24 protein-coding genes are annotated in these 26,218 nt (G+C 50.3%); 20 read left to right on the forward strand and 4 right to left on the reverse strand.

Translation table 11 applies throughout. From position 1 onward, the window contains the following. Positions 1 to 200 precede the first annotated feature (200 nt). The 4 genes from BM231_RS15995 to BM231_RS16010 all read left to right on the forward strand — a co-directional run bounded on the left by BM231_RS15995 (position 201) and on the right by BM231_RS16010 (position 2,907). Positions 201 to 677 (forward strand): hypothetical protein, encoded by a 477-nt coding sequence (locus BM231_RS15995; RefSeq protein ID WP_208860425.1) that lies wholly within the window; start codon positions 201 to 203, stop codon positions 675 to 677. 231 nt (positions 678 to 908) lie between these two features. Further along, positions 909 to 1,373, forward strand: coding sequence for a 50S ribosomal protein L13 (gene rplM / locus BM231_RS16000; RefSeq protein WP_057464394.1), 465 nt, complete (start codon positions 909 to 911; stop codon positions 1,371 to 1,373). Between the two features lie 2 nt (positions 1,374 to 1,375). Continuing rightward, positions 1,376 to 1,852 carry a 30S ribosomal protein S9 gene (gene rpsI / locus BM231_RS16005; RefSeq protein WP_063311595.1) on the forward strand — a complete coding sequence of 159 codons (477 nt, stop codon included), beginning with the start codon at positions 1,376 to 1,378 and terminating at the stop codon, positions 1,850 to 1,852. Between the two features lie 191 nt (positions 1,853 to 2,043). Then, positions 2,044 to 2,907, forward strand: a complete 864-nt coding sequence (locus BM231_RS16010) for an FkbM family methyltransferase (RefSeq protein ID WP_093521172.1) — start codon at positions 2,044 to 2,046, stop codon at positions 2,905 to 2,907. A 3-nt stretch (positions 2,908 to 2,910) separates the two neighbouring features. Here BM231_RS16010 and BM231_RS16015 read toward each other — a convergent pair whose 3' ends face one another. Both BM231_RS16015 and BM231_RS16020 read right to left on the reverse strand, forming a co-directional pair. Then, entirely contained in the window at positions 2,911 to 3,504 is a 594-nt protein-coding gene (locus BM231_RS16015; RefSeq protein WP_208860426.1) for a DUF6653 family protein, read from the reverse strand. A 63-nt stretch (positions 3,505 to 3,567) separates the two neighbouring features. Beyond that, positions 3,568 to 5,376, reverse strand: coding sequence for a PHA/PHB synthase family protein (locus BM231_RS16020; protein ID WP_093520904.1), 1,809 nt, complete (start codon positions 5,374 to 5,376; stop codon positions 3,568 to 3,570). 540 nt (positions 5,377 to 5,916) lie between these two features. Between BM231_RS16020 and BM231_RS16025 the strand changes: the two genes are divergently transcribed. The 9 genes from BM231_RS16025 to BM231_RS16065 all read left to right on the forward strand — a co-directional run bounded on the left by BM231_RS16025 (position 5,917) and on the right by BM231_RS16065 (position 15,017). Next, positions 5,917 to 6,246: a hypothetical protein gene (locus BM231_RS16025; protein WP_208860427.1), complete on the forward strand. Its 330-nt coding sequence runs from the start codon at positions 5,917 to 5,919 to the stop codon at positions 6,244 to 6,246. A gap of 317 nt (positions 6,247 to 6,563) precedes the next feature. Continuing rightward, positions 6,564 to 7,775 (forward strand): LL-diaminopimelate aminotransferase, encoded by a 1,212-nt coding sequence (locus BM231_RS16030; RefSeq protein WP_057464398.1) that lies wholly within the window; start codon positions 6,564 to 6,566, stop codon positions 7,773 to 7,775. Between the two features lie 31 nt (positions 7,776 to 7,806). After that, a complete protein-coding gene (locus BM231_RS16035) occupies positions 7,807 to 9,132 on the forward strand; it encodes a homoserine dehydrogenase (RefSeq protein WP_093520906.1) in 1,326 nt (441 codons plus the stop codon). 46 nt (positions 9,133 to 9,178) lie between these two features. Then, on the forward strand, positions 9,179 to 10,174 hold the full coding sequence (gene glpX / locus BM231_RS16040) for a class II fructose-bisphosphatase (RefSeq protein ID WP_008547053.1): 996 nt from the start codon (positions 9,179 to 9,181) through the stop codon (positions 10,172 to 10,174). Positions 10,175 to 10,271: 97 nt separating this feature from the next. Further along, positions 10,272 to 12,104: a single-stranded-DNA-specific exonuclease RecJ gene (recJ, locus tag BM231_RS16045; RefSeq protein ID WP_093520908.1), complete on the forward strand. Its 1,833-nt coding sequence runs from the start codon at positions 10,272 to 10,274 to the stop codon at positions 12,102 to 12,104. Positions 12,105 to 12,173: 69 nt separating this feature from the next. Then, entirely contained in the window at positions 12,174 to 12,647 is a 474-nt protein-coding gene (locus tag BM231_RS16050) for a GNAT family N-acetyltransferase (protein ID WP_093520910.1), read from the forward strand. Beyond that, positions 12,647 to 13,090 (forward strand): GNAT family N-acetyltransferase, encoded by a 444-nt coding sequence (locus tag BM231_RS16055; RefSeq protein WP_093520912.1) that lies wholly within the window; start codon positions 12,647 to 12,649, stop codon positions 13,088 to 13,090. The genes BM231_RS16050 and BM231_RS16055 overlap by 1 nt, the downstream gene beginning before the upstream one ends. A gap of 202 nt (positions 13,091 to 13,292) precedes the next feature. Then, complete coding sequence (locus tag BM231_RS16060) at positions 13,293 to 14,432, forward strand: choloylglycine hydrolase family protein (protein WP_093521176.1); 1,140 nt, start codon at positions 13,293 to 13,295, stop codon at positions 14,430 to 14,432. A gap of 165 nt (positions 14,433 to 14,597) precedes the next feature. Then, positions 14,598 to 15,017: a DUF423 domain-containing protein gene (locus BM231_RS16065; protein WP_093520914.1), complete on the forward strand. Its 420-nt coding sequence runs from the start codon at positions 14,598 to 14,600 to the stop codon at positions 15,015 to 15,017. 80 nt (positions 15,018 to 15,097) lie between these two features. On the opposite strand, the gene BM231_RS16070 is transcribed toward BM231_RS16065, so the two are convergent. Beyond that, positions 15,098 to 17,146 carry a M3 family metallopeptidase gene (locus tag BM231_RS16070; protein WP_093520916.1) on the reverse strand — a complete coding sequence of 683 codons (2,049 nt, stop codon included), beginning with the start codon at positions 17,144 to 17,146 and terminating at the stop codon, positions 15,098 to 15,100. A gap of 218 nt (positions 17,147 to 17,364) precedes the next feature. After that, the gene (locus BM231_RS16075; RefSeq protein WP_208860428.1) at positions 17,365 to 17,916 is read right to left on the reverse strand and encodes a CAP domain-containing protein; all 552 of its coding nucleotides are present in this window, start codon (positions 17,914 to 17,916) and stop codon (positions 17,365 to 17,367) included. A gap of 319 nt (positions 17,917 to 18,235) precedes the next feature. On the opposite strand from BM231_RS16075, the gene BM231_RS16080 reads away from it, so the two are divergent. From BM231_RS16080 to BM231_RS16110, 7 genes are all read left to right on the forward strand, one after another. Beyond that, entirely contained in the window at positions 18,236 to 19,981 is a 1,746-nt protein-coding gene (locus BM231_RS16080; protein WP_208860429.1) for an ArnT family glycosyltransferase, read from the forward strand. Next, the gene (locus BM231_RS16085; RefSeq protein WP_093520918.1) at positions 19,978 to 21,042 is read left to right on the forward strand and encodes a phosphatase PAP2 family protein; all 1,065 of its coding nucleotides are present in this window, start codon (positions 19,978 to 19,980) and stop codon (positions 21,040 to 21,042) included. The genes BM231_RS16080 and BM231_RS16085 overlap by 4 nt, the downstream gene beginning before the upstream one ends. Before the next feature lie 54 nt (positions 21,043 to 21,096). Next, on the forward strand, positions 21,097 to 21,873 hold the full coding sequence (locus tag BM231_RS16090) for a glycosyltransferase family 2 protein (RefSeq protein WP_093520920.1): 777 nt from the start codon (positions 21,097 to 21,099) through the stop codon (positions 21,871 to 21,873). After that, the gene (locus BM231_RS16095; protein ID WP_057464408.1) at positions 21,873 to 22,190 is read left to right on the forward strand and encodes a lipid-A-disaccharide synthase N-terminal domain-containing protein; all 318 of its coding nucleotides are present in this window, start codon (positions 21,873 to 21,875) and stop codon (positions 22,188 to 22,190) included. The genes BM231_RS16090 and BM231_RS16095 overlap by 1 nt, the downstream gene beginning before the upstream one ends. Before the next feature lie 579 nt (positions 22,191 to 22,769). Beyond that, entirely contained in the window at positions 22,770 to 23,792 is a 1,023-nt protein-coding gene (locus BM231_RS16100) for an amino acid ABC transporter substrate-binding protein (RefSeq protein WP_093520923.1), read from the forward strand. Between the two features lie 84 nt (positions 23,793 to 23,876). After that, positions 23,877 to 25,079: an amino acid ABC transporter permease gene (locus BM231_RS16105; protein ID WP_093520925.1), complete on the forward strand. Its 1,203-nt coding sequence runs from the start codon at positions 23,877 to 23,879 to the stop codon at positions 25,077 to 25,079. 1 nt (position 25,080) lies between these two features. After that, positions 25,081 to 26,199: an amino acid ABC transporter permease gene (locus BM231_RS16110; RefSeq protein WP_093520927.1), complete on the forward strand. Its 1,119-nt coding sequence runs from the start codon at positions 25,081 to 25,083 to the stop codon at positions 26,197 to 26,199. Positions 26,200 to 26,218: the final 19 nt, after the last annotated feature.

Below are 26,218 nucleotides of genomic sequence, written 5' to 3' on the forward strand. Positions count from 1 at the left end.
GCACGTGCTCCGTAAGACTGCACTGCGTTGAAGTGCCTAAAACTCTCAGCTTATTGAAATTTTTAAATTAAATTTGCTTGAAAGTTGAATTGTCTGTTGATCCAAAAGCAAAAAGCCACTTAAAATTCAGGGACTAAAGCCAAAGGCCGTTTTTTGATGGATGGGAGACCTGAGAGGACGGCGTGTGGGGAGGCAGGCTTGTGTTCTATCGTGCGTTTTTCGGTTTCATTCTTGATTTCCTGTTGGTGCCACTCCGCTTTGGTACGCTGCTCGCCACAATCGGCTATATCGGCTTTCTAGCACTGAATATCCTCTTGATTCTAGCTGTTCCAGCGTTCTTTGATCTCTATGTAGTCAGTGAGCCTCGGGTCTTTGCTGAATTCCGCGATACGATGTTCTATCTGGATACGGCCTTCATTGGAGATCCAATCGTCTTCGTGAGTCTGGTGTTCTTCAATCTTCTGCTGGCAAATGCCACGTTGACGACACGCCTGACCCGAAGCCGCTGGCGGTTCTTTTATCCGGTTCATTTCACGCCCATCAATTTGCGCGAATATCGTGTGGCTCTTGCAGGTTTAGGCTATTATGTCAGCTGTTACAGCGCCAATTGGGTCTTCTATGAATTGCAGGTGGATGACCTTATTTTGACTGCTGCGCGCGCGGCAGGTGTCTCCTGAGGTGCAAAACCCTCAGATTCATGCGGAAAAAGTGTGGTATTATAATACCTATTTTGTATCATGTTGATTTTATTGATTAATTTGCTTTGGTGTGTGTTTTTTTGTTCTTGACGTTGTGCCCAAGCTCGCGTATCTACCCGTTCCTACACGGAGCTATCACGTTTAGCTGCTCTTTCGGGCCTGAACGAATTTCTCCCAAGAATTTTAACCGTCAAAACTACGGTAGATCTTATGAAGACTCATTCCACTAAAGTGGCTGAGGTCGACAAGAAGTGGATCTTGATCGACGCAGAAGGCGTTGTTGTTGGCCGTCTGGCAGCATTCATCGCAAACCGTCTGCGCGGCAAGCACAAGCCGACCTACACACCACATATCGACGATGGCGACAACGTAATCGTTATCAATGCAGACAAAGTTGTACTGACTGGTAAAAAATACCAGAGCAAGAAGTACTACTGGCACACTGGTTACCCTGGCGGTATCAAAGAGCGCACTGCACGTCAGCTGATCGAAGGTCGTTTCCCAGAACGCGTTCTGGAAAAGGCTATTCAGCGTATGATGCCAGGCGGACCTCTTTCCCGTACACAGCTGCGTAACCTGCGTGTTTATGCTGCTGCAGAACATCCGCATGATGGCCAGTCTCCAGAAGTGGTAGACGTTAAAGCCATGAATCCTAAAAATGCGAAGAGGGGTTAATTATGTCTGAGCTACAGTCCCTTGAGGAACTGGGCGGCGCAATCGCCCCTACCGAGAACGAAGCTCCTGTACATGTTCAGAAGCTCGACGCACAAGGCCGTGCATACGCAACTGGTAAGCGTAAAGACGCTATCGCTCGTGTATGGATCAAGCCAGGCACCGGTAAAATCGTTGTAAACGGCAAAGAGTACTCTGAGTATTTCGCTCGTCCAGTACTTCAGCTGATCCTGCGTCAGCCAATCATGCTCACCGAGCGTGATGGCCAGTACGACATCAACGTTACTGTTGCTGGTGGTGGTCTTTCCGGCCAGGCTGGTGCTGTTCGTCACGGTATCTCTAAAGCACTTACTTTCTACGAGCCAGCACTGCGTCCGGTTCTGAAGAAAGAAGGCTTCCTTACTCGTGATAGCCGTGTTGTTGAACGTAAGAAGTACGGTAAGCGTAAAGCTCGTCGTTCCTTCCAGTTCTCCAAGCGCTAATACGCGATACTGGAAACAGTTTTACGGAAAGGGCTGCCATTTGGCGGCCCTTTTTGTGTTTGAGCTCTCTGTCTTGCCATGGGTGAAATTGCAGAGTTGTTGCGCCACGGGATACCTGCCACGTTTGTGCGAAATTGTGGTGGGGATGTGCATTGATCCAGTGGTTGCGAAAGTTTTTGTCGGCATTTTTAATGGCGCTTGTTCCGCACAGGCGAAGTGGGACGCTGGCTCGTCTTGCGTTGCGGTTGGATAAGAAAAACTTGGGCGCTTCGAGGGTGCTTTACCTGAAAGAGCATAAGGGCTTTTCTAATATGAGGCGGTTGGAAGAGTTTTTGCGAGTTGGTTTGGTTGATGAGCAGCTTGCGCGATTGAGTGAGCGGTATTTCTATTATTGCCGTGCACAACGTTTTCAGGAGCTGCATTTCCTGAAGCAGTTTCCATTCTACGAGAAGCAAAAGGGCTTTTTTGTAGAAATAGGCGTTGGAGATGGAACGCATCTTTCCAACAGCTTCCTTTTTGAAAAGGCATTGGGCTGGTCTGGTTTGCTTGTGGAGCCGAATCCAGATTGCTGGGAGCAGATTTCCTCGGGGCGTGATGCTGATCTGGATAAGAGGGCGGCTTGGAGTTGGGGTGGTGGGGCGCTTCGTTTCTTTTGTGCTGATACTTTCGAGTACTCTGGAATGCTCTCAGTCGTAGGGCAGGGGACAAAGCCGGGGCGTGAGATTGAGGTTCCGATTGCTCGGACTGAGGATATTCTGGTTCAACACAGCGTTCCTGATCATATTCCCTTCATATCCATTGATACGGAGGGAACTGAGCTGGAGGTCCTCAAAGGAATAGATTTTTCGCGCAGAACCTTTGACTTCTTATGCATTGAGCACAATCATAATTCAAAGCAGCAAGATGCCTTAATCACCTTTATGAAATCGCAGGGGTATGTAATCGTCCAGCCCGAATGCTCCGGAGCAGATTACTGGTTTGTTTCAGAACAGAGGCGTGTTTCGTCTGTTTCTGCAAAGCAAGGCAGTTGTAGTGCGCCCTTGTTGACTGACTAAGACTCAGCTCGCTTTTGCTTTCAGGCTGTTGTCGTTGACTGGAATGTTGCGCCAGCTTTTGTAGAGCGGATGGGCATTTTTCATATGCTCGAAGACTTTCACCATCACAAATAGTGAGGCGAACTTTGCGAGGTAAGCGAGGATGCCACCCGTAAGCATAAGCGGAAGATTGTTGGTGGTTGCTGCCCAGATTGCTGTGCCAACTGCGATTAGTCCGATGACAAGAAGAGCGAGTGCTTTTTGATGATAAGGGGCTGGAACTGGAACAAACATCCGGTTCAGCCACATTCGCTCACCCAATATCGCCTTTTGCAGCCAGGTTTGAGCGCCAATTGCTTTTTTGCCAAAAGGTGGAATGACCCAAACCCATGCAGCAGCTGCAAGTGATAAGGCTAATGCCCAAAACCAACCGAGTACTGGTTGATACCACAAGGGCGCAAGCAGTGCAGGAAGCACAAGGCATCTAACCAAGAGGTTCTTAGGCTTATTCATGCGCGTAAGGGCTGCGCTTTGGGTGTTCAGGTGCCGAACATGTCGAGGATCCCAGCCGCCGATCTTTCGCGGTTGCATTTGTGATAGCTTAGGATCTCCTGCCACGTTGTCCTCCATTCATTCCGTGAGAACAAGCGTGGCGTCGAGCAGACTCACTGCGTGTTCTCTTTATATGCGCACCTTAACATAACTGCCTGGTGCGTCTTCCAAAATTTTTGTGCGGCGTGCGCCCGGTTTGCGTGCTTTTACCTGATTATCATCCTGAGATGTAATCCATTTTTGCCAGTGTGGCCACCATGATCCCGGTGTTTCAGATGCATCTTGCATCCAGTTTTCCAGAGCGCCCTCTGGCTTACTTCCTGTCCAGTACTGGTATTTCTCTTTGGATGGCGGGTTGACGACGCCAGCAATGTGGCCTGAGCCACTCAGAACGTACTCTACGGGACCACCAAAGCATCCGCAGCCTTTAAATACGGATTTTGCAGGTGCAATGTGGTCTTCTTTTGTTGCCAGATTATAGATCGGGATTTGGACATCGCTCAGATCGAGGTTTTGCCCGGCCAGTTCCATTTCGCCTTTCGCAAGTGCATTCTTCTGATAGCAATTGCGCAGGTAGTAGGAGTGGTTGGCTGCCGGCATGCGCGTGCTGTCCGCGTTCCAATAGAGCAGGTCAAACGGGAATGGATCTTTACCGCGCAGGTAATTGTTGACCACATAAGGCCAAATCAAGTCGTTCGAGCGCAGCATGTTAAACGCCGTCGCCATTTTGGAGCCGTCCAGATATCCTTTCTCACCCATGCGATGTTCAAGAATTTCGATCTGCTCTTCGTCCACAAACACCTTCAGGTCGCCTGCATAGGTGAAATCAACCTGAGTGGTCAGGAAGGTCGCAGATGCAATGCGATCTTGCTCTCCGATTTTGGCAAGGTAGGCTAAGGTGGCGGCCAGCAAAGTACCGCCGACGCAGTAGCCAATGGCGTTGACGGTCGTCTGCTGGGTGGTTTTGCGAATTCGTTCCAGAGAGTTGAGAATGCCGTCGCGCATATAGTGCTCAAAGCTTTTTTGAGCTTGTGTTTCATCCGGATTGATCCATGAAACAACAAAGACGGTATGGCCCTGATCGACAGCCCATCTGATGAAGGATTTTTCTTTGTTAAGATCGAGAATGTAGTACTTGTTGATCCAAGGCGGAACAATGAGTAGCGGACGTTTGAGAACTGTTTCTGTCGTTGGTGTGTATTGGATCAGCTGGCAGACATCGTTCTGCTCTACGATCTTCCCGGGAGTGACGGCGACGTTCACGCCAACTTCAAACTTATCGGGGTCAGTCTGGCGGATGCGCAGGTCTCCGTGACCGGCCTTGATGTCTTCAGCGAGTAGCTTCATGCCCTTCACCAGATTGCCGGCGTTGGACGACATGGTCTCGCGCAGTAGCTCCGGGTTGGTGAGGATGAAGTTGGACGGCGACATGGCATTGGAGATTTGCTTTATGTAAAAGCCTGCCTTGTGGCGCGTGTGGTCATCCAGTTCATCGGCGCCTTCTGCAAGCTCTTCAGCCCAGTTGCTCGTCTGCAAGTACATCTGCTTGATGAAGTCGAAGAAGTTATTGTCGTCCCACTGGCTGTCTTTAAAACGCTTGTCAGTGTTGGTGGGGACGACGATTGGATCTCTTTCCTCTCCAGCCATGCGCTGAAGTGTCGAGTTCCAGATATTCATATATCCGGACCAGAGCTTGGTTTGAGCTTCAATGGCGCGGGAAGGGTCCTTCATCCAATAATTGCCGACCTCGGCGAGTGTTTTCACCACTGCGTTGAGTTCTTCGGTACCTCCGGATGCTGCTTCGCCTTTTTCGCGAGGCTCCAGATAGGCTGCCAGAGCCTTGCCGCCGTTTTCGGCGATCTCGGAGAGGTTCTTGGCAAACTCCTCAGGATTATTGAGGATGTACTGCAACATTGGATTGGTGTCTTCACCGGTCATTTGCCTGCTCAGTCCTCGTATCTGGTGTCTGCTTAATACTCGCCAGACCCAATAGTATTTGGTGTGCGTGATTGTTGCTCAAAAATATGCCACATACACTCAAGCGTAATGGGGCAGTGTCGTAGCCTACAAAAACGGCATAATGAGTATATCCCTAAGAATTTTGACAGGCACGTGAAAATCCATGCTGACTGTCTTAGTCCTTAGGTGGATTCTTAGTAGGTATTTAGCAAGTAAAGTGATCTTGCGGAACTGTGAGAAGTTTTGGGTTATTCTTAAGTTTTATGGATGTGTTTAACTCTTGAGGAAAACTCGGAATACTCCGAATTCTAATAGTATTTCTTCTTAATATTTATCGGTTATGGTTTGAGTATATCGTGTTCTGTGTTCAGTAAATAAGATCTGCCCTAGAGTAATAAACTATGTGTTGTTAACAGGGTAATATATGTGGACTACGGATGACGCAACTGCTAAGTGCATTTTTAATAAAGTCATGTGTACTGCTTTTGTGTAGTCGTCAAATCAAACGCGAGGTTCCAGATGTTGCTTAAGTTTCAACGAGTTTGCTGTGCTGTTGTGCTGGCAGGTTTTGTTGGCGGTTGTGCATTTGGCGAATCTTTGACGGTTTACGAGGCAATCGAAAAAGGCAACGGCACAAGGCAGACTGGTGTGGCTGAACTGCCACCAGAAGTTTCCAGCGATTTGCTTTCCCCGGAACAGCGTGCAGCTTCTGAAGCCAATCTGCTGGCGATCTCCTCTGAGAGTAAGCGCAGGGCTGGTCTTGGTGAGAGCTTTGAGTCCAGTACAGAGCAGCTGAAAACGATTGCTGGTGAGCAGGCTGGGCAATCTCAGGATGTGCAGGCGCAATAATCTTTCGCGGCATTTCTCATGTGGCGAGTGCACCTTTAGTTGTGCATTTTGTGTGAAAGCCGTCTAATTTCTCAAGTTGAAATTGTAGATCCCGTTGTTAGCCGCAGAATTCTGCGGCTTTTTCTTTGGATTTAAAGTTTTACATCTTCTTTGAAAACTTTAAAAAAATGTCGGTTTTATCCCTCATGAATGATGCGAAAAATGTTCGCACCTGCTAAAAGGCCGTGGAAACTTGGCTGAAATGAATCGGGACCAAGTTTGAACAGAAATCAAAATATAGCTTGAAACGCTAAACTGAAGAAAGTGAGGCTCGCGTCATGGACGACTTTCACAAGACACGCCGGCTCCCGCCATATGTCTTTGAACAGGTCAATCGTCTGAAAGCCAAAGCGCGAGCGGCAGGCGCCGATATTATCGACATGGGTATGGGCAACCCTGATTTGCCTACTCCGCAACATATTGTCGATAAGCTGGTGGAGACTGTTCAGAACCCGCGCACACATCGCTATTCCGCATCCAAAGGGATTCCGGGATTGCGTAAGGCACAGGCTGGCTATTATGAGCGTCGCTTTGGTGTAAAGCTAAACCCAGATACGCAAGTTGTTGCGACACTGGGGTCCAAGGAAGGGTTTGCCAACATGGCCCAGGCGATTACCGCGCCGGGCGATGTGGTGCTTGTCCCTAATCCATCCTATCCAATTCATGCATTTGGCTTCCTGATGGCAGGTGGTTCACTGCGGTCTATCCCGGCAACTCCGGGTCCTGAGCTGTTTGAAGCTCTGGAGCGGGCCGTTGTTCATTCCATTCCGAAGCCAATTGCAATTATTCTCTGCTTCCCTGCGAACCCAACAGCAAGTGTTGCTGATCTGGACTTCTATCGGGATGTGGTTGCGTTCGCGCGTAAGCACGAAATTTATGTGCTCTCCGATCTGGCGTACTCTGAAATCTACTTTGGTGATGTTCCTCCTCCGAGCATCCTGCAGGTAGAGGGGGCAATGGATATTGCTGTTGAGTTTACCTCTTTGTCCAAAACCTTCTCCATGCCGGGGTGGCGCATGGGCTTTGCAGTTGGTAATGAACGTCTGATTGCGGCTCTTGCTCGCGTGAAGTCCTATCTGGATTATGGTGCGTTCACTCCAATTCAGGTAGCTGCTGCATCTGCGCTGAACGGATCAGACGATTGTATTCGTGAAACACGCGAGATCTATAAGAAGCGCCGTGATGTGTTGATCGATTCTTTTGGACGCGCTGGTTGGGATATTCCTGCACCGGAAGCATCCATGTTTGCCTGGGCTCCAATTCCAGACCAGTTCAAGCATCTAGGGTCTTTGGAGTTCTCCAAGCTGCTTATTGAAAAGGCAGATGTGGCGGTTGCTCCGGGAATCGGCTTTGGTGAACACGGTGAAGGTTTTGTGCGTATCGGTCTGGTTGAAAACGAGCAACGTATCAGGCAGGCCGCACGTGGCATTCGGAAGTTTTTTGAAGACGCGGGCAGCAATTCTGAGGAATTGAGCAAATCGGGCGCTTAGGCGCCCGCCCACCTACAGATACTGGGTATTTATGACTGATATTTTGAAAGTTGGCGTTGCTGGTCTAGGAACCGTCGGTGCTTCGTTGGTGCGTATCCTCGAGGCCAAGGCGAATGTTCTTGCCAATCGATGTGGCCGACCTATCAAAGTAGTGGCTGTGAGTGCTCGCAGCCGCTCTAAAGATCGTGGTGTTAATCTAGATGGATTGACCTGGTTTGAAGATCCCGTTGAACTTGCCAAGTTTGACGGGATTGATGTTTTTGTGGAGTTGATTGGCGGTGAAGACGGTCCTGCTGAGGTGAGTGTTCGCACTGCGCTGGAGACTGGGAAACACGTCGTCACAGCCAACAAAGCGCTCTTGGCGAAACATGCGGTTGCGTTCTCACACCTTGCAGAAGCCAAAGGTGTGAGCCTCAACTATGAGGCCGCTGCTGCTGGTGGTATTCCAATTATCAAGACCATGCGTGAGAGCCTTGCGGGCAATGATGTGTCCCGTGTTTACGGCATCATGAATGGCACTTGTAACTACATCCTCACGCGTATGGAGCAGGAAGGCTTGTCGTTTGCTGAGTGCCTTGCTGATGCGCAGCGCCTTGGTTATGCCGAAGCTGATCCGACCTTTGACATTGAAGGTTTTGATACCGCGCACAAGCTTGCTCTGCTGACCAGCCTTGCGTTTGGCTGTGAAGTGAATGCCGATGCGATCTATGTGGAAGGGATCACTTCCATCACAACAGCTGATATTCGCGCTGCGGATGAGCTGGGTTACCGGATCAAACTGCTGGGTGTTGCTCAGCGTACTGATACAGGGATCGAACAGCGCGTGCATCCAACTATGGTGCCGAAGTCTTCTGCGATTGCCCGTATTGATGGTGTGCTGAACGCTGTTGCTGTTGATGGTGATGCGGTTGGCGAAGTGGTGCTGGTTGGACCGGGTGCAGGTGGTGATGCAACAGCATCCTCTGTGATCTCCGATCTTGTCGATATTGCACGTGATGTTTCTCTGCCGGTGTTTAGTCAGTCTGCGACAACACTTGCAGATTATGTTCCAGCGCGTATGCGAGCGCATGAAGGTGGTTATTACATTCGTCTGGCTGTGTTGGACGTAGCCGGTACTTTCGCCACAATTGCGCGCTGTATGGCGGACAAAGGGATCTCACTTGAGTCTATTGTCCAACGTGGACCGCATTCCAGAAATGATAAGGATGGTGTAAGCGATCCTGCAGCACCGCGAAGTGTTATCCTTATCACGCATGAGACCACTGAACTGGCTGTGCGCGACGCTCTGGATGCGATTGCTGCTGAAAAAGTAACTTCTGGTAAGCCTCAGATGTTACGAATTGAGAACCTGAAATAATACTTCCTCACGTTTAACGTGAAAACAGGACACCCGAGAGGTTTAAATGGCGGATAGTCATCAGGACGCAACTGACGTTCTTGACCGTATTCTGACACTGGAACTTGCACGCGTTACGGAACGTGCTGCTGTATCTGCAGCACGTCTTCGTGGACGGGGCGATGAAAAGGCAGCTGATCAGGCTGCTGTGGACGCAATGCGCCGCGAACTGAACCAGCTGCCAATCGACGGTACTGTCGTGATTGGTGAAGGGGAACGTGATGAAGCGCCAATGCTCTACATTGGCGAAAAGGTCGGCACCAAAGACGGGCCAAAGGTTGATATCGCGCTGGATCCGCTGGAAGGTACCACGATCTGCGCGAAGAACATGCCAAACTCCATCGCTGTTATCGCGCTGGCACCGGAAGGTGGTTTGCTGAACGCACCTGACAGTTACATGGATAAGATCGCGATTGGTCCGGGGTATCCTGAGGGTACTATCGATCTGGATCGTCCAATTCAGGAAAACCTTGCAGCTGTTGCGAAAGCAAAAGGCTGTGACGTTAAAGACGTGACCGTCTGTGTGCTGGACCGTCCGCGTCATGCCAAGCTGATTGACGACATTCGTGCAACCGGTGCTTCCATCTACCTGATTGGTGATGGTGACGTTGCTGGCATCATCTACACCACTGATCCTGAAGAGACCGGTATCGATCTTTATGTTGGTATTGGTGGTGCTCCTGAAGGTGTTCTGGCTGCTGCAGCTCTGCGCTGTATTGGTGGTCAGATGCAGGGCCGTCTTGTGATCACCCGCGAAGAGCAGGTTGAGCGTGCAGGTCGCATGGGTATTGATGATATCAATCGCAAATACACCATGGAAGAAATGGCTGGCGGAGACGTTCTGTTTGCTGCGACCGGTGTGACTACTGGTAACTTCCTGAAGGGTGTGAAGCTAGGCCGTGACAACATCACCACCCACACTGTTGTGATGCGCTCCACGACCGGTACGGTTCGTTTCATTGAAGCGAAGCATACGCAGTTGGAAAAGTTCCATCTGGATTGATTTCGGTCTTTCACCGAGCTAATTGATGAAAGCGGGCGGGTGTAACAAACACTCGTCCGCTTTTGCATTTCTATGAGATATCGGGCAGTTTCTTTCTATGGTTATGACATTGGATGCAACCAGTGCTGAGCGACGTGTCGTTCTTGGTGTCAAAAAGTCCTTGAGCGCACGTGTGTGGCGTGAACGGCTGGATGATCAGGGGCTTTCACAGGCGCTTGCCATTGCACAGAGAACGGAACTGCCTGAAGTGGTGGGACGCGTGCTTGCCGGGCGCAGTGTTCCGCTGGAGGACGCCTCCGGTTTCCTAAACCCTTCCATTAAAGACCTGATGCCTGATCCATCCAAACTGGTGGATATGGACAAAGCCTGCGCGCGCGTTGCCGATGCTTTGCAGGCTGGTGTGAAGATTGCCGTCTTTGGTGACTATGACGTGGATGGGGCCACTTCTTCCGCACTGCTCAAACGTTATCTGATGCTGCTGGGTGTGGAGCCGGACGTCTACATTCCCGATCGTATTATTGATGGTTACGGACCGAACCCGACAGCCATCAATCAGCTGCATGCAGGTGGTGCGCGGCTGCTGATTACCGTGGACTGTGGTTCCACCTCGTTCGAGGCATTTGAAGAAGCCAAGCGGCTTGGGCTTGAGGTGGTGGTTCTGGATCACCACCAGGTGGATGAGAATTTTCCGGAAGTCCATGCGCTGGTGAATGCCAACCGGCAGGATGACTTGTCCGGGCAGGGGCATCTGGCTGCTGTTGGTGTGACTTTCCTGTTTCTGGTCGGGCTCAATCGAGAGCTGCGCCGCCGTGGGGCCTTTGCCCAACGGGCTGAGCCGCGTCTTATGGACCTGCTCGACCTTGTAGCGCTTGGTACCGTCTGTGATGTGGTGCCGTTGAAGGGCCTGAACCGCGCTTATGTGGTGCAGGGGCTTAAAGTGATGGCGCGACGTGAGAACATTGGACTTTCCTGCCTTGCTGACATTTCGCGGTTGAGCGGTAAGCCAACACCGTATCATCTGGGCTACATGCTCGGACCGCGCATCAACGCCGGTGGTCGTATTGGCGATTCTGCTCTTGGCATGAAGCTGCTGTCTTCTGATGACCGGGCTGAAGGGGAGCGTATTGCTGCCACGCTGGAACGGCTCAATCAAGAACGTCAGGCCATGGAAGCTGTGATGCTGGAAGAGGGCGAGGGGCAGGCGTTCCAGAAAATGGAAGGAACTGTTCCTCCTGCCGTGCTTTTGACGGGAGCAGACGGCTGGCATCCGGGTGTTGTTGGGCTCATCGCTTCGCGGTTGAAGGAGCGTTACCGCCGGCCTGCTTTTGCAATGGCGTTTAATGAAAAGGGCTTGGGGACTGGCTCAGGCCGTTCAATCATTGGTGTTGATCTGGGCTCTGCGGTTCGTGCAGCTGTTGAGGCGGGTTTGCTCGTCAAAGGCGGTGGACACGCGATGGCGGCAGGGCTTACCATTGAAAAAGAAAAAGTGCCTGAGTTTGAGGCTTTCCTGACGGAGCAACTGAGTGAAGATGTGGAGCAGGCCTCTGCTGATCATGAACTCACTATTGATGGTGTGCTGACACCTGCTGGCGCGAACCTGAGCCTGCTGGATATACTGGAACAGGCAGGGCCTTATGGGGCCTCGCACGCAGAACCTGTTTTTGCGTTGCCATCTGTGCCGATCAAATTTTCAAAGGTGGTCGGGCAAGGGCATGTGAGTGTGACACTTGGCGGTAATGAGGGAACAAACCTGAAGGCGATTGCTTTTAAAGCGGAAGACCAGCCTCATGGAAAGGCGCTCTTACAAGCACGTGGCAAACCCCTCCATATTGCTGGTAGTTTGAGTGTTGATACGTGGCAGGGGCAGGCGAAACCGTCCTTACGCATTATTGATGTGGCAGACCCAACCAGAGGGCAATACGGCGCATAGGTCCGGGCTTTTTGGATTGCTTCAGCCTGTGTGAGGCGTTTTGTCTTTCCCATCAAAGAGGGCGTGTGCGTGAATATCATCAAGGCGAGTAAACAGCATATTTCGGAAATGAATGAGGTGATCCTCGCAGCGAAAGGCCATTGGGGCTATTCGCAGGAGATGATGGATGTCTGGCTGCCTGATTTGATTGTTGATGAGGTTGTTCTGGTAAGCAGGCATTTCTGGGTCTTGGAAGCTGAAGGCCGGATTGTTGGTGTGTTTTCTATTTCCGTTGATGCAGAGCAACGCTGTGAGCTTGAAGACTTCTGGGTCTCGCCGCAACTGATGGGTAGGGGCGCAGGGCGGATTATGTTTGGCTTCATTCAAAACTGGCTGCAAGATCAGCAGCTTCCAGAGCTGGTGATTGTCTCTGATCCTCATGCCAAAGGGTTTTATGAGCGTATGGGAGCGGAGGAAATTGGGTTTCAGCCTTCCCTTCCAGCAGGGCGGAAATTGCCGGTGATGCGATACGTTTTGGAACCAAGGCCACTAAGGAATGTATGATGGATTTTCGTAGGTATCAAACCGCTGACTATGACGCATGCCTTGAGATCTTTAAGGGAAACGTCCCTAAGTTTTTCATGGAGGCTGAACAGGCGGAATATAGTTTGGACCTGAAAAATCTGGATGATCCGTACTATGTGGCCGAGCAAGATGGGTTGATTGTTGCTGCTGGTGGGTATTGCCTGAATGCCAAAGGAGTGGGGCTTACTTGGGGTATGGTGCGCCGTGAACTACACGGTCAGGGGATTGGCAGGGCACTTGTGCAGTTCAGGCTTGCGCGTATTGCAGAAGACTATCCAGATCAGGCGGTTTACATCGATACCTCGCAGCACACGCGTCCCTTCTATGAGAGAATGGGATTTACCGCTGAATCTGTTGAGACCGATGGTTACGGTCCGGGACTGCACAAGGTGCTGATGAAACGGCCACCTGTTTCACCTTAGCTGTTTGCGGATAATGTCTACTCCGCTGACATTATCTTCGATGCATGAATGGTTTTGAACGTTCTTTGTTGCGGCTATAAGTGGTTTAAAATTCAGAGTTTAAGCTCTTGCTAAGCCTCGCTTCAATCTGAGATAGGCGTTATATATTTTTTGGAAAACACTGGTGACGATGCACATGCAAAAGCAAAAAAAGGAGCTTAGCATGCCCTCGTTATTTTCAAGACTACAGCGCGTTGTGCTGACTGGATTGTGTTCGACTGCCCTTTTCATTTCACCTGTTGTCAGTTCATCTGCTTGCACCAGTTTTGTCGTGACGGCCAAAGATGATGGCCGTGTGTATGGGCGGACGATGGAGTTCGGTTTTGAAACTGAATCGACCGTTTCTCTCATCCCACGTAACTACAAAATCACTAGTGCCGGTACTCTGGAGGATGGCAAAGAGTGGGAAGGGACGAGTTGGACAAGCAAGTATGCCGTAATCGGTATGGATATAAGAGGAGAGCAGACTGCGATTGTTGATGGTGTAAATGAAGCCGGACTTGCAGCTGGCGCTCTCTATTTTCCAGGTTTTGCGAAGTACTCTGAGGCAACGTCAGGTGGAGCAGATGGAGAGCTTGCGCCGATTAACTTCCTGGTTTGGGTGCTATCGCAGTTTGAGACTGTTGAAGAGGTGAAAGAGGCCGTCAAATCAGTCAAGCTGGTCGACATTGAGTTTAAGGCTCTGGGACAGATACCCCCACTCCATTTCACTATTCATGACCGTTCAGGGAAATCTATCGTGATTGAGCCAGTTGATGATGGCTTGAAGATCTATGACAATGAACTGGGTGTCATGACCAACTCACCGCAGTTTGATTGGCACATGACTAACCTGCGCAATTATGTGAACTTAACACCCATCAATACGGCCGCGAAAAAGTTCCCTGAAGGGGAGCTGTCTCCATTGGGTCAAGGTTCGGGGATGCTGGGTGTGCCGGGTGATGTAACTCCGCCATCACGTTTTGTGAGAGTGACCACTTATGTCAACAGTGCCGAGGTCAAAGACACCTCAAAAGAAAACCTGAATGTTGCAGGTCATATTCTGAATAACTTCGATATCCCTAAGGGCTTTGCACGGAACAGCGATAGTGATGCGGACGCAGGAGCTGATGATGGTCCAGACTATACTCAGTGGTCCGTTATGGCTGATCTGAATGAAGCCACATATTACGTGCGTGCATTGAATGCTATGAACTTCAACTCCGTGAGCTTTGATGACTTTGATGTGAATGGCACAGAGGCAACCAGTTTGAAGCCGATGGTGTCAGATCCATTTAGCAATCTGGCAGACTTAGCGAAGTAACCTACGGAGGCTGTTGAGGCAGGTCCTCTGCAGCCTTCTTTCATATTGTGACTTACTTCTGTTTGCTGAAGGTTTTGCAATTTTTGATGGTTATCTTATATGCAGTTGATGCGTGTTTGTGTTTCGCGCAGAATGTGATTTGGAATTGAGATTTAAGGAGCAGCTATGCCGGACAGTGCAAGTGAAGCAGCGCCCGTTGACCAGCCTCGGATTAGACTTGGTCAAGGGCTTGGTCTTGGATTAGCGCTTGGCGGGTTTTGCGGTGTTATCGCCATTTTGACTTCAGCGGCAAGCTCGCATGCGGTCGATAACCAGTATCTTGGTATTATCTCTCAAATCACGATGATGCATGCAGCGGCTTTCGTCGGCTTGGGGGTTGCTCACGGGATTACAGGCTCAAAGGGCATTGCATTTGCCATGCTGTTACTGTTTGCCGGTGTTGGTTTGTTCTGTGGTGATTTGGCTCAGCGCTTGTTTGTCGGTGAGAAGCTGTTTGACTTTGCTGCGCCTACGGGCGGCATGCTGATGATCCTTGGCTGGCTGTTTGTTTTCTTAAGTGGTCTCAATCGGATGATGAGAGGCTAACCTTCTCCTTTTGAGTTCTCATAATAAAGGGCGAACCAACTGGTCCGCCCTTTTTGGTATCTGACTTGGATCTCTGATATTTAATTGACCAGTCCGCGGCCCTTAAGAAGCGGCTCAATGGATGGCAGTTTACCGCGGAAATCCATGTAAGCTTTTGCCGGGTCCTGAGACCCGCCTGCCGCGTAGATGAATTTCTCCAGTTTGGCTGCTGTGTCAGTGTCAAACGCATCGCCTGTTTCTTCAAAAGCTTCAAACGCGTCGGCATCCATCACTTCTGACCAAAGGTAGCTGTAGTAACCCGCAGAGTATCCGTCTCCCGCGAAAGCGTGGAGGAGATGCGGAATGCGGTGACGCATGATGATCTCTTTTGGCATACCTATGCCATTGAGGATCTTCTTTTCCATCTGAGCGGGATCGAGATCGTCAAGCTTATCTTCTTTATGGATCGCCATATCGACAAGGGCAGTGGCGAGGTACTCGACTGTCGCAAAGCCCTGGTTGAAGTTTGCAGCAGCCAGCAGACGTTCCAGCAGTTCTTCCGGAATGACTTCACCGCTCTGGTAGTGGCGGGCATACTTTTTCAAGATTTCCGGTTGATCCAGCCAATGTTCAAAAAGCTGGGATGGCAGCTCCACAAAGTCCCGCGCCACGCTGGTGCCGGAGACAAGTGGGTGCGTTACGTTGGACATGAGGCCGTGCAGGCCGTGGCCAAATTCGTGGAATAGAGTGCGGGCATCATCAAAGGTAAGCAGGGTTGGCTCACCCTCAGGTGCTTTTGAGAAGTTCATCACATTGACGATGATTGGGCGGACGTCACCTTTCAGCTTCTGCTGTGAGCGGAAGGCGCTCATCCATGCGCCGGAGCGTTTTGACGCGCGGGCAAAGTAATCGCCAATGAAGATGCCGAGATGGTTGCCGGTTTTGTCAAAGACTTCAAATACACGCACATCTGGATGATATACGTCTTGCCCCTTCAGCTCTTTGAAGGTGAGGCCGAACAAACGGGTTGCGGTATAAAAGGCCGCTTCGATCATCTGATCCAGCTGGAAGTACGGCTTGATCTCAGCTTCATCAAGATCATGCTTGGCGCTGCGGACCTTCTCTGAGTAATAACGCCAGTCCCACGGAGCAATCTCGATGTTGTCGCCCTCAGATTGCGCCATATCCTGCAGGTCAGCAGCTTCTTCCAGTGCGCGTGCTTTGGCTGGTCCCCAGACATTGGAGAGCAGGTCATCCACTGCACCAGTGTTTTTTGCCATGACATCATCCAGCTTGAATGCTGCAAAGCTCTCGAAGCCAAGGAGTTTGGCTTTCTCATTGCGGAGCTGCACTGTCTCACGGACGATGGCTGAGTTGTTTGTTTCACCGGGATTATCACCGCGGCTTGCCCAGGCATTGAAGGCTTCCTCACGCAAATCGCGGCGTTTGGAGAACTGCAGGAACGGTTCAATAGAAGAGCGGGAGAGGGTGATGGCGTATTTGCCCGGTTCTCCGCGTTCGTCAGCGGCAGCACTTGCGGCTTTTACAAGGAACTCTGGCAAACCTTCCAGATCGCTTTCGTTTTCCAATACAAGTTTGTAGGAGGCTTCATCGGCCAGAACGTTCTGCGCGAAGTTGGTGCCCAGAGTTGCGAGGCGCTCATTGATTTCTGCGATACGGGTTTTGCCATTGGCGTCCAGACCGGCACCAGCACGATGGAAAATTGCGTAATAACGCTCCAGCACACGGTCCTGTTCAGATGTCAGGTTCAGCGTGTCTTTCTTCGCCATCAGCGTTTCAATACGCTTGAAGAGGGTAGGGTTCAAATACTTCTTAGTGCTGTAGGCCGCTAGTTTTGGCGAAACATTGCGCTCAACTTGCTGCAGGGTCTCATTGGTATCTGCAGAGGAAAGGTTAAAGAATACGCTTGCAACCTGCTCCAGAGCGTCTTCGGCCAGCTCCAATGCTGCGATGGTGTTTTTAAAAGTTGGTTCTTCAGAATTTTGAGCAATGCGATTGATGTTGTCTTCGCCTGCCTTAAAGGCCTCTTCAAATGCGCCCTCAAAGTCTTCCGGCTTGATCTGTGCGAACGGGGGAAGTCCAAACGGGGTTTTCCAGTCTTGCAGAAGAACCTTTGCGGTCTCGCTCATATTAAATCTCCGATGAAATTCAAAACACAGGCTGGGCTCGGGTCTGTTTAGGAGGAGAGCCAGACTGCTTTCAATCAAATTGTGGACGCGTATTCCCTCAAGGAGGCAATGCCTCTTCATGGGAATGCGCGCTGGAGATTTGAATATGGGTGTTAATTGCAACTGCGTAAAGGAAGCGGGTTGAAAATTCCCCTAATCAATTATCGACGCAAGGGAAGTTACTGGACTGGGAAGGGCAGCGAGACAGTTGTGAAACCTGTTGCTGTCACTGGTTTTTGAGGGGCAGCGAGTGTCATGACCCAGAAATTCCGGTAGGTGCCGTCTGCTCGGTTTGTGCGCGCTATGCCCATATGGGTGACGTTTTTGTTGAGCAGATTTTTGTTGTGATCGGGAGAGTCTTTCCAGCCTGTCATTGCCGCAGAAATGTTTGCGTAGCCTGCGCCTAGATTTTCTGCGCCTGCAAAGGACTTGTAGCCGTCTGTCTGAGTGCGACTAATGAGGCTGGAGGAGGAATGGCGTCTGGTTTTGAGCGAATCCAGGCGGGCAATGTGATTGGCCATGTCCTGGGAGACTTCGCTGAGGTGCGGGTCCAGTTTGATCGGCGGCAGGGAATGCTTCGCACGCCATGCATTGGTCTGGCGCAATGCTTCGTTTTTGTTGATCGCAATCTGAGACAACTCAACCTTTGAAGTCTCCATACCCAAGCCAGCGCAGCCAGCAAGTGTTCCTGCTAGCAGCAAGGCTGCCGTCGCCTTTAATTCCAAACGCACGTGTGTAATCCCGAAATGCCCGATTAGTTCCTCTCATCTTAAGCGTGAAATTGGGCCGAAACTGTACCGCTCACGAATAATCCACGTAATTCCCAAGCTGATCTTTGATTTTGATTGTTCTTAGAAGGTGCGGTCTTGGTGCTTCAGGTGCTCTTCAGCTTTCCGACCAAGGGTACAGTTTATGGATTTAGGCCCACCGTGCATTTGAGTGGGGAGTTTTGGGGAATGTGTTCCAGATGGTCAGCTGCGTATTGTTCTCAGGGAGCAACAGGCTCTTAGTCTGTGTTTTTTCGGGAGTTTGGAGGGCCTTAGGGCGGTTATGTCTGCGCAAATGAATCTTGCAATGTTTGTGAGTGGCGACGAGGTTGAGAGGTCTGAGCAACAGGCTCTCTGGCTTCGTATGGCAGGGCGCGACTGGTTGGCTCCGATTATTCTTCCGCTTTTATGTTTGTGCTTGTACCTGCCCGGGTTGATGACTGTTCCTCCGCTTGATCGTGATGAACCGAGATTTGCTCAGGCCTCCAAACAAATGATGGAAACAGGCAACTATGTTTCCATTCACTATCAAGAGCTGGCGCGGAATAAAAAGCCGATCGGAATTTACTGGGCGCAAGTGGGTGTTGCCAAGCTATTGGGATATAGAGAGCGAGCGCCGATCTGGGTTTATCGGCTCCCTTCTGTCATTGGCGCAATTGCAGCTGTGTTGCTGACGTATTGGGCTGGGAGAGCATTTTTCCGGGAGCAAGAGGCCTTTTTAGGTGCACTGCTTGTTGGGTTAGCTCTCATTTTAAATGTTGAAGCGCATTTGGCAAAAACGGATGCGGTGCTTTTGGCTTGTGTGATGTTGTCTCAAGGAGCGCTGGCTCGTGTCTGGATGGCACAACAGAGTAAAGCGCTCTGGACATATGCCATGTTTTTTTGGTTTGGGTTGGCGCTGGGCACTCTTATCAAAGGGCCGATTATTCTAATGGTATGCGGCCTAACCATCCTGTCTTTATCGGTTTGGGAAAGGCGTGTTTCGTGGTTGGGGGGATTAGCTCCAATCTCCGGTTTTCTGCTGTTTCTTGCATTGATTACACCATGGCTGGTTGCTATTTACATTGAGACAAATGGTGCCTTCTTCCGGGACGCTCTGGGTGCAGATCTTTGGGGTAAAGTGGGAACAGGGCGAGAGTCCCACGGTGCTCCACCACTCACACACCTCTTAATCAGTTTCGTAATTTTCTGGCCAATCCCATCTTTTCTCCTTGTGATTTTTAAGGGTATTAGGCAAGAATTGAATCAAATTTGTTATAGATTCTTGTTGTGTTGGCTGATCCCGTCGTGGATCATATTTGAATTGGTTTCAACGAAACTGCCTCACTACACATTGCCGATGATGCCAGCACTGGCGTTGCTGGCGGCGGGTGTGTTGACGACTGACAGGGCAAAACAGGCCGGCATTTACTGGCGATACGCCTCTGCGTTTTTATTCCTGTTGGTTCCGCTGGGCATTTTTATTGCTGTTGTTGTTGGACCTTTACTGCTTGATCTCTGGCCGTCTCCTCCCGGTGTTGTGCTGTGTGGGTTGGCTGTCATTGCTGCGTTATCAGCCACTCGTAAACTGATTGCGGGAGAACTCGTCGGGGCATTGCCGACGGTGGGGGCTTCCGCATTGCTGATGTTTGTCGGCTTCTGGGCTTTTTCTGGCCCAGCCCTGTCGACCATCTGGATTTCCAGCCGTCTCGCCGAAGCTGTTGAGCAGCTGCCGGGATGTGAGCGGAAAGAAGTTGCAACAGCAGGTTTTTATGAGCCCAGCTTCGTATTTTTGCAGGGCACGCAAACAAAACTACTTGGCGCAGAAGCTGCAGCGCGTTTTCTGGCGGACGGAAGCCAGAGAACCGGAGTGTCTAAAGGGACCTGCAGAATTGTGCTGGTGGAAGGACGGCAGCTGGATCGGTTTGATGCGGAAGCTCTTCGGTTGGGGATGAAGACTTCGGAAGTATCAACTGTATCTGGCCTGAATATCAATGGCGGTAAAGCATTGCTGATACATATTTTTTCTGCGGGCGGGGCGACGCAATGACTGATAATGGCTCCATAGATACCTTAGAACGTCCAGCTCAGGACGAGGATCAAACAAAAGATAAATTCCGCGAAGCTCAGCCTTTCAAACAGGAAGCGGGTCGTGCAACGCCTTATGGGAAAAGCGATAAGGAAGATGCTCCGCGGGAAGAAGGTTTCACTCCATCAATTGGAGAGCGTCTGATTGAGGCCTTACGAGTTGCTGGCAACAATGCGAGACAGCATATTGGACAAACCTCAGCAATTTTGAAAAACCGAAGAGCGCGGAGCTCTGTTGCAGCCGCTGCTCTCCCTCCACTTTTGAAGCCACAAAATATTGCGGCCTTATTGATTGGGCTATGCGGTCTGGCAATGGTCTTTCTGGACCATAGTAGCCCGATTTGGGCCCGGAAACTGCCTGTTGCCTATCACGATATTTTCGAGGTCATTACAGATGTCGGCAAGTCCGACTGGATCCTGTTCCCGACTGGACTATGGATTCTAGCAATGATTTTTGGCGGCTGGCAGCGCCTCCCGTTTCGTAGAAAGATGGCAGTGTCGTATCTGACGATATACGGGAGTTATCTGTTCTTTGTTGTCGCTGTCAGCGGGTTGCTGGCCATTGTTCTGAAATGGAATATCGGGCGTGCCCGACCAACCTTATTTGATGAAATGGGGCCAATGTACTTCGATTTTTTCGCGTGGGAGGCAAAGCTTTCAAGCCTTCCAAGTGGGCATTCGACAACAGCTGGTGCTCTGATCGTTGCTTTAGCATTGATTGCCCCCAGACTTCGGTGGCTGCTTGCTGTTGTTGGGCTTTGGATTGCTGCCAGTAGAGTGATTGTAGGAGCGCATTATCCTAGTGATGTTGTCGCTGGCATTATCATAGGTGGGGCATTTTCTTATTGCTGTGCCCGTTGGATGGCTCGTCGGCGGATCGGGTTTTCATTTGATAATAAAGGCGGCGTGCAACCGATTATGAACAGTGTCTCTATGGCCTTGTGCTTGAGGTCATGGCGGGCAGCGCGATCTGACAGCTTTTCTCCCGTACAAAAACAATCGGAGACACTCCGGGCTGATTGAGGTTGTTGTCCCTTAGCCTGAACGGAGTTCCGTCTCAGGGTAGGGGTAGCTGGAATGACCAAGAGTGCCGGTGGGAACGAGATCGACGTCAGCGTTGTTATCCCTGCGAAGAATGAGAGAGATAATCTTCCTCCCTTGCTGGATGAGATTGCGGAAGCTCTGAAGGACTACAGATTTGAAGCCATTGTGGTTGATGATGGCTCTACTGACGATAGTCTTGAGGTGTTGCGGCGCTATGCGTTGGAGCACGGCTTTTTGCGGCTGATCCATCACAAACGGTCTGCTGGGCAGAGCTGTTCTGTGCGTACAGGATTATTGCATGCGCGGGGCACGTATGTCGCCACGATCGATGGCGATGGGCAGAATAATCCGATCTATTATCGTGAAATGCTTGAGGCGATGGAGAAGGGTGGTGCGCGTGTTGGTCTTGCTGCCGGGCAAAGACTGGGGCGAAAAGCCAGCCTCTTCAAACGTTATGCTTCTAAAGCGGCTAACAAGCTGCGTGGAGCAATTCTCAAAGACAATACGCGGGACAGCGGGTGTGGGCTCAAATTGTTACGGCGTGATGTGTTTTTGAAGCTGCCGTACTTTGACAGCTGGCATCGTTTTTTGCCGGCCCTTGTGATCCGTGAAGGATATGAGGTGGTCCACGTGGATGTGGTTGACCGTGAGCGTGAGCACGGTGTCTCGAAATATGGGATCTTTGACCGAGCGCTTGTCGGAGTTCTTGATCTGTTTGGTGTGTGGTGGTTGCGCCGACGTCGAAAAGTCATTCCCGAAGTGGTGATGGTGACAGATTCGGATGTGTCTCCTGCGAAGGAGGACCATTGATGTTCTCGGGTTTGTATGACTGGCTTTATGATGTTTTCGTCGCTCAATGGGACTTCTGGGTTCTTTGGGGATTTGTCGCGCAATTCATGTTCATGATGCGTTTTATGATCCAATGGATTGCCTCTGAGCGGGTGGGGCGATCCATTGTCCCAGTGGCTTTCTGGTTCTTCTCAATAGGGGGCGGATCGCTCCTTTTGACTTACGCTATCGTCAAGAAGGATCCGGTTTTTATTGCGGGACAGGGCCTCGGATTGATCATTTATTTCCGAAATCTATGGCTTATCTACAAGGAAAAACGCAAGGACCCGAATTTCTAGGCGATTTATCCGCAATAAATGCAATCTGAATACACGAGTATAGCTGAACGCTATTTGCCCATAGGGAAGATAGACTTCCTTGTGGGATTTTCGTAAAATTGCGTATTATTTGTGCAGTGGGATTGTAAAGGTTAGTGTGAAATACGTATTTTTGAAGAAAATTGCTCAGATTTTGCGGTCAGTTTTTAAGGTTAGTTTTTTCATTGCGCTTGTAGTCTAAGTAATATTTCCTCTCTATTTCAGTATTGTTTGGATTAATTTGTTTGCTGGTGTATAAAGAACTATATTTTGCGATTTTGATTAATGGTTAAAGCGCGTGCAACTGAGATATAAATTGCATAGAAACTTTGCAATCGTTGATGAATAGCACCTCGTAGACTAACTTATTAATAAAAACCTCTTGACGTTTTTAGAGAAATATCATCGAATGCTTAGCGAGGAGTGGTTGAAGCCAATAGGGGGGCTTTAAGGACATGCGCTGACATGTCTGTCTTGGGTGTTTTTCTTAGAGGAGGAAAATAGCCTGCTACTTCCGGTGATGAATTTTAAAATTGGACAAGAAAAAGAGGCTCCAATTCTATGAAAAAAATGATCCTTCCAGTTGCGCTGGGTGCAGCGTTCGCAGCGACTGCTCTGTCTGCAGCATCTGCCGGCACTCTCGAAGACGTGAAAGAGCGCGGTAAGCTGCGCTGCGCGGTTTCCACTGGTCTTGCAGGCTTTTCTTACACCGACGAAAACGGCAAATGGCAGGGCTTTGACGTTGACTATTGCCGTGCAGTAGCTGCTGCTGTTCTTGGTGACCCGGATGCAGTTGATTTCTCACCAACCACTGGTAAGACCCGCTTTACTGCGCTGGCTTCCGGTGAAGTAGACATCCTGTCCCGTAACACCACATGGACATTCTCCCGTGATGCAGACCTGAAGTTCACCTTCCTTGGTGTGAGCTACTACGATGGTCAGGGCTTCATGGTGAAGAAGTCTCTTGGCGTTGCTTCTGCTAAGGAACTGGACGGTGCAACCGTTTGTATCCAGACTGGTACAACGACTGAGCTGAACCTGTCTGACTACTTCTCAGCAAACAACATGTCTTACGAGCCGCTGTCCATTGAGACAAACACTGAAGGTCGTGCAAACTACCTTGCAGACGCTTGTGACGTGTACACCACCGATGCTTCCGGTCTGGCAGCTTCTCGCGCAACTTTCGAGAATGCAGACGACCACATCGTTCTTCCTGAAATCATCTCCAAAGAGCCTCTCGGTCCGCTCGTACGTCATGGCGACGATCAGTGGGCAGACATTGGCCGCTGGGTTCTGAATGCAATGAAGATTGCGGAAGAAAAAGGCATCACAGCTGCAAATGCTGACGATCAGGCTGCAAACTCCAAAGATCCAGAAGTTAAGCGTCTGCTTGGTTCTTCCGGTGAAATGGGTGCATCCCTTGGACTGGGCAATGACTTCGCTCTCGTAGCTATCAAAGCCGTTGGCAACTATGGCGAAATGTTTGAGCGTCACCTCGGCACACAGACCAAAGTTAACCTGGCTCGTGGTTTGAATGCGACATGGACCGAAGGTGGTCTGCAGTACGCACCTCCATTCCGTTGATCTGACCTTGATCTGACAAAAGGGGCGCTGTTGCACGATGACAGCGCCCTTTTTTCTAAGCATAATAAATAAGGCGGGCTACTTATGAGCACTTCAACCGTACCAGCCGATAATAGCTTCCAGTTGTCGCAACTGTGGCGAGATGCTCGATACAGGTCTTATACGATCCAGATTATCGCGCTTATCGTTGCTCTGTCAGTTGTGATGATGCTCATCGGCAATGCTGTCGAGAACCTCGAAGCACTTGGCAAAGATTTCAATTTCGGATTCCTATATGAGCCAGCAGGCTATGACATTGGTCAGATGCTGGTGGAGTATTCCTCCGCTTCAGGACACTGGAAAGCGGCGCTTGTTGGCTTGCTCAACACACTGCTGGTTGCTTTTCTGGCGTGTGTGACTGCAACAATCATCGGCGTTTTTGTCGGTGTTCTGCGTCTCTCCAATAACTGGGTCGTCTCCCGCTTGATGGCGGTTTACATTGAAGGCGTTCGTAACGTACCGCTGCTGCTGCAGATTCTGGCATGGTACGCTGTCTTCATTCATGTGTTTCCAACCCCCAAGCAGGCTGTTAAAGCACCAGTTATTGAAGGGGCGGTTTATGCAACGAACCGTGGTTTCTATGTTCCTGGACTGACCTTTGATGGTGGTTACCAGATTGTTGTTGCAGTTTTGCTCGCTTCCATCGGCGGCATTTTTGTATTCCGTCGTTGGGCGCGTCAGCGTCAGGAAGCAACTGGTCAGATTCTGCCTGTGGGCTACATCAGTCTTGGTATTTTGATTGTGCCAGCCGTTTTGGCTTACTTCGCTTCTGGTATGCCGATTGGTCTTGATTATCCTGTTGCCGGTCGCTTCAATCTGAAGGGCGGCCTCAAAGTTGGTACTCCACTTATCGCTCTGTGGTTTGCGCTTTCCATCTACTCTGCAGCTTTTGTTGCGGAAATTGTCCGCGCAGGCATCATGGCGATCAGTAAAGGGCAGACTGAAGCTGCATATGCTCTTGGCCTTCGTCCGCAACGGACTATGAGCCTTGTTGTTCTGCCGCAGTCTCTGCGCATTATCATTCCACCAATGATCTCCAACTACCTGAACATCACCAAGAACTCATCCTTGGCGATTGCAGTTGGTTACATGGATCTGACTGGCACACTGGGCGGTATTACGCTGAACCAGACGGGCCGTGAGATGGAATGCATGTTGCTTTTGATGGCGACATATTTGTTGATCTCGCTGTCTATTTCAGCCGTCATGAACTTTTATAATGAATCCGTAAAGCTGAAGGGGCGCTAACATGAGTGAAAATAATTTCGCCTTTGTCTCGACCTCTGAAAAGCCTCAGTTGCCACCTCCCCAGGGTACAACTGGTGCAATCGGCTGGGTTCGTGAAAATCTGTTCTCGTCTCCGCTCAACACTATTTTGACACTGCTTTCTATCTTTGCGGTGTATTCAACAGTGCCGGGTGTGGTCAACTGGGCGTTCGTGGACTCTGTCTGGAATGCGAACTCTCTGGATGAATGCCGGGCACTGACAGAAAATGGTGCTTGTTGGGCTGTTATTCGTGAGCGCTATCACCAGTTCCTGTTTGGTTTTTACCCGAGCGAGCTTTACTGGCGCCCTATTTTAGCTTTCGTACTGCTGTTCTTAGCTCTTGTGCCAGCCCTTTGGGATGGTATGCCAAAGCGCGGCACTGCGTTGATGGCTTCAATGGCATACCCATTTGTGGCGTTTTGGCTGATTTGGGGTGGTTTTGGTCTTGAGCCGGTTTCCTCCACCAAACTGGGTGGTTTGCTGCTGACCATGATTATCGGTGTCTCCGGTATTTCGTTCTCGCTTCCTATTGGTATCGTTCTTGCGCTGTCTCGCAGTTCTAACCTGCCTATTGTGAAGTCTCTGGCGGTTATCTTCATCGAGTTCATTCGCGGCGTGCCGTTGATCACCTTGTTGTTTGTTGCGCACGTTCTGCTCAACTACTTCCTGCCAAAGGGTGTGAACTTCGACATCGTGCTGCGTGTTGTCATCATGGTGACCTTCTTTGCCAGTGCTTATATGGCTGAGGTTATCCGTGGTGGTTTGGCTGCGTTGCCAAAGGGGCAGTATGAAGCTGCGGATGCACTGGGCTTGAGTTATTGGCAGAGCATGCGTCTGATTATTCTGCCGCAAGCGCTCAAGATTTCCATCCCAGGTATCGTGAACACCTTTATTGGTTTGTTCAAAGACACCACACTGGTTTTGATTATTGGCCTTATGGATCCTCTCGGATTGGTTGCGCCAACGCTCGCTGACCAACGTTGGAATGGTATTTTTGTGGAACTTTATGCGTTTATCGCGTTCATGTTCTTTATCTTCTGCTTTGCAATGTCCCGATATTCGATGTATTTGGAACGCAAACTGCATACCGGCCATCGCTAGTCGCCTGGCGCAAGCCAAG

It is taken from the genome of Pseudovibrio ascidiaceicola, assembly GCF_900114245.1.
GTDB classification, from domain to species: Bacteria; Pseudomonadota; Alphaproteobacteria; order Rhizobiales; family Stappiaceae; genus Pseudovibrio; species Pseudovibrio ascidiaceicola.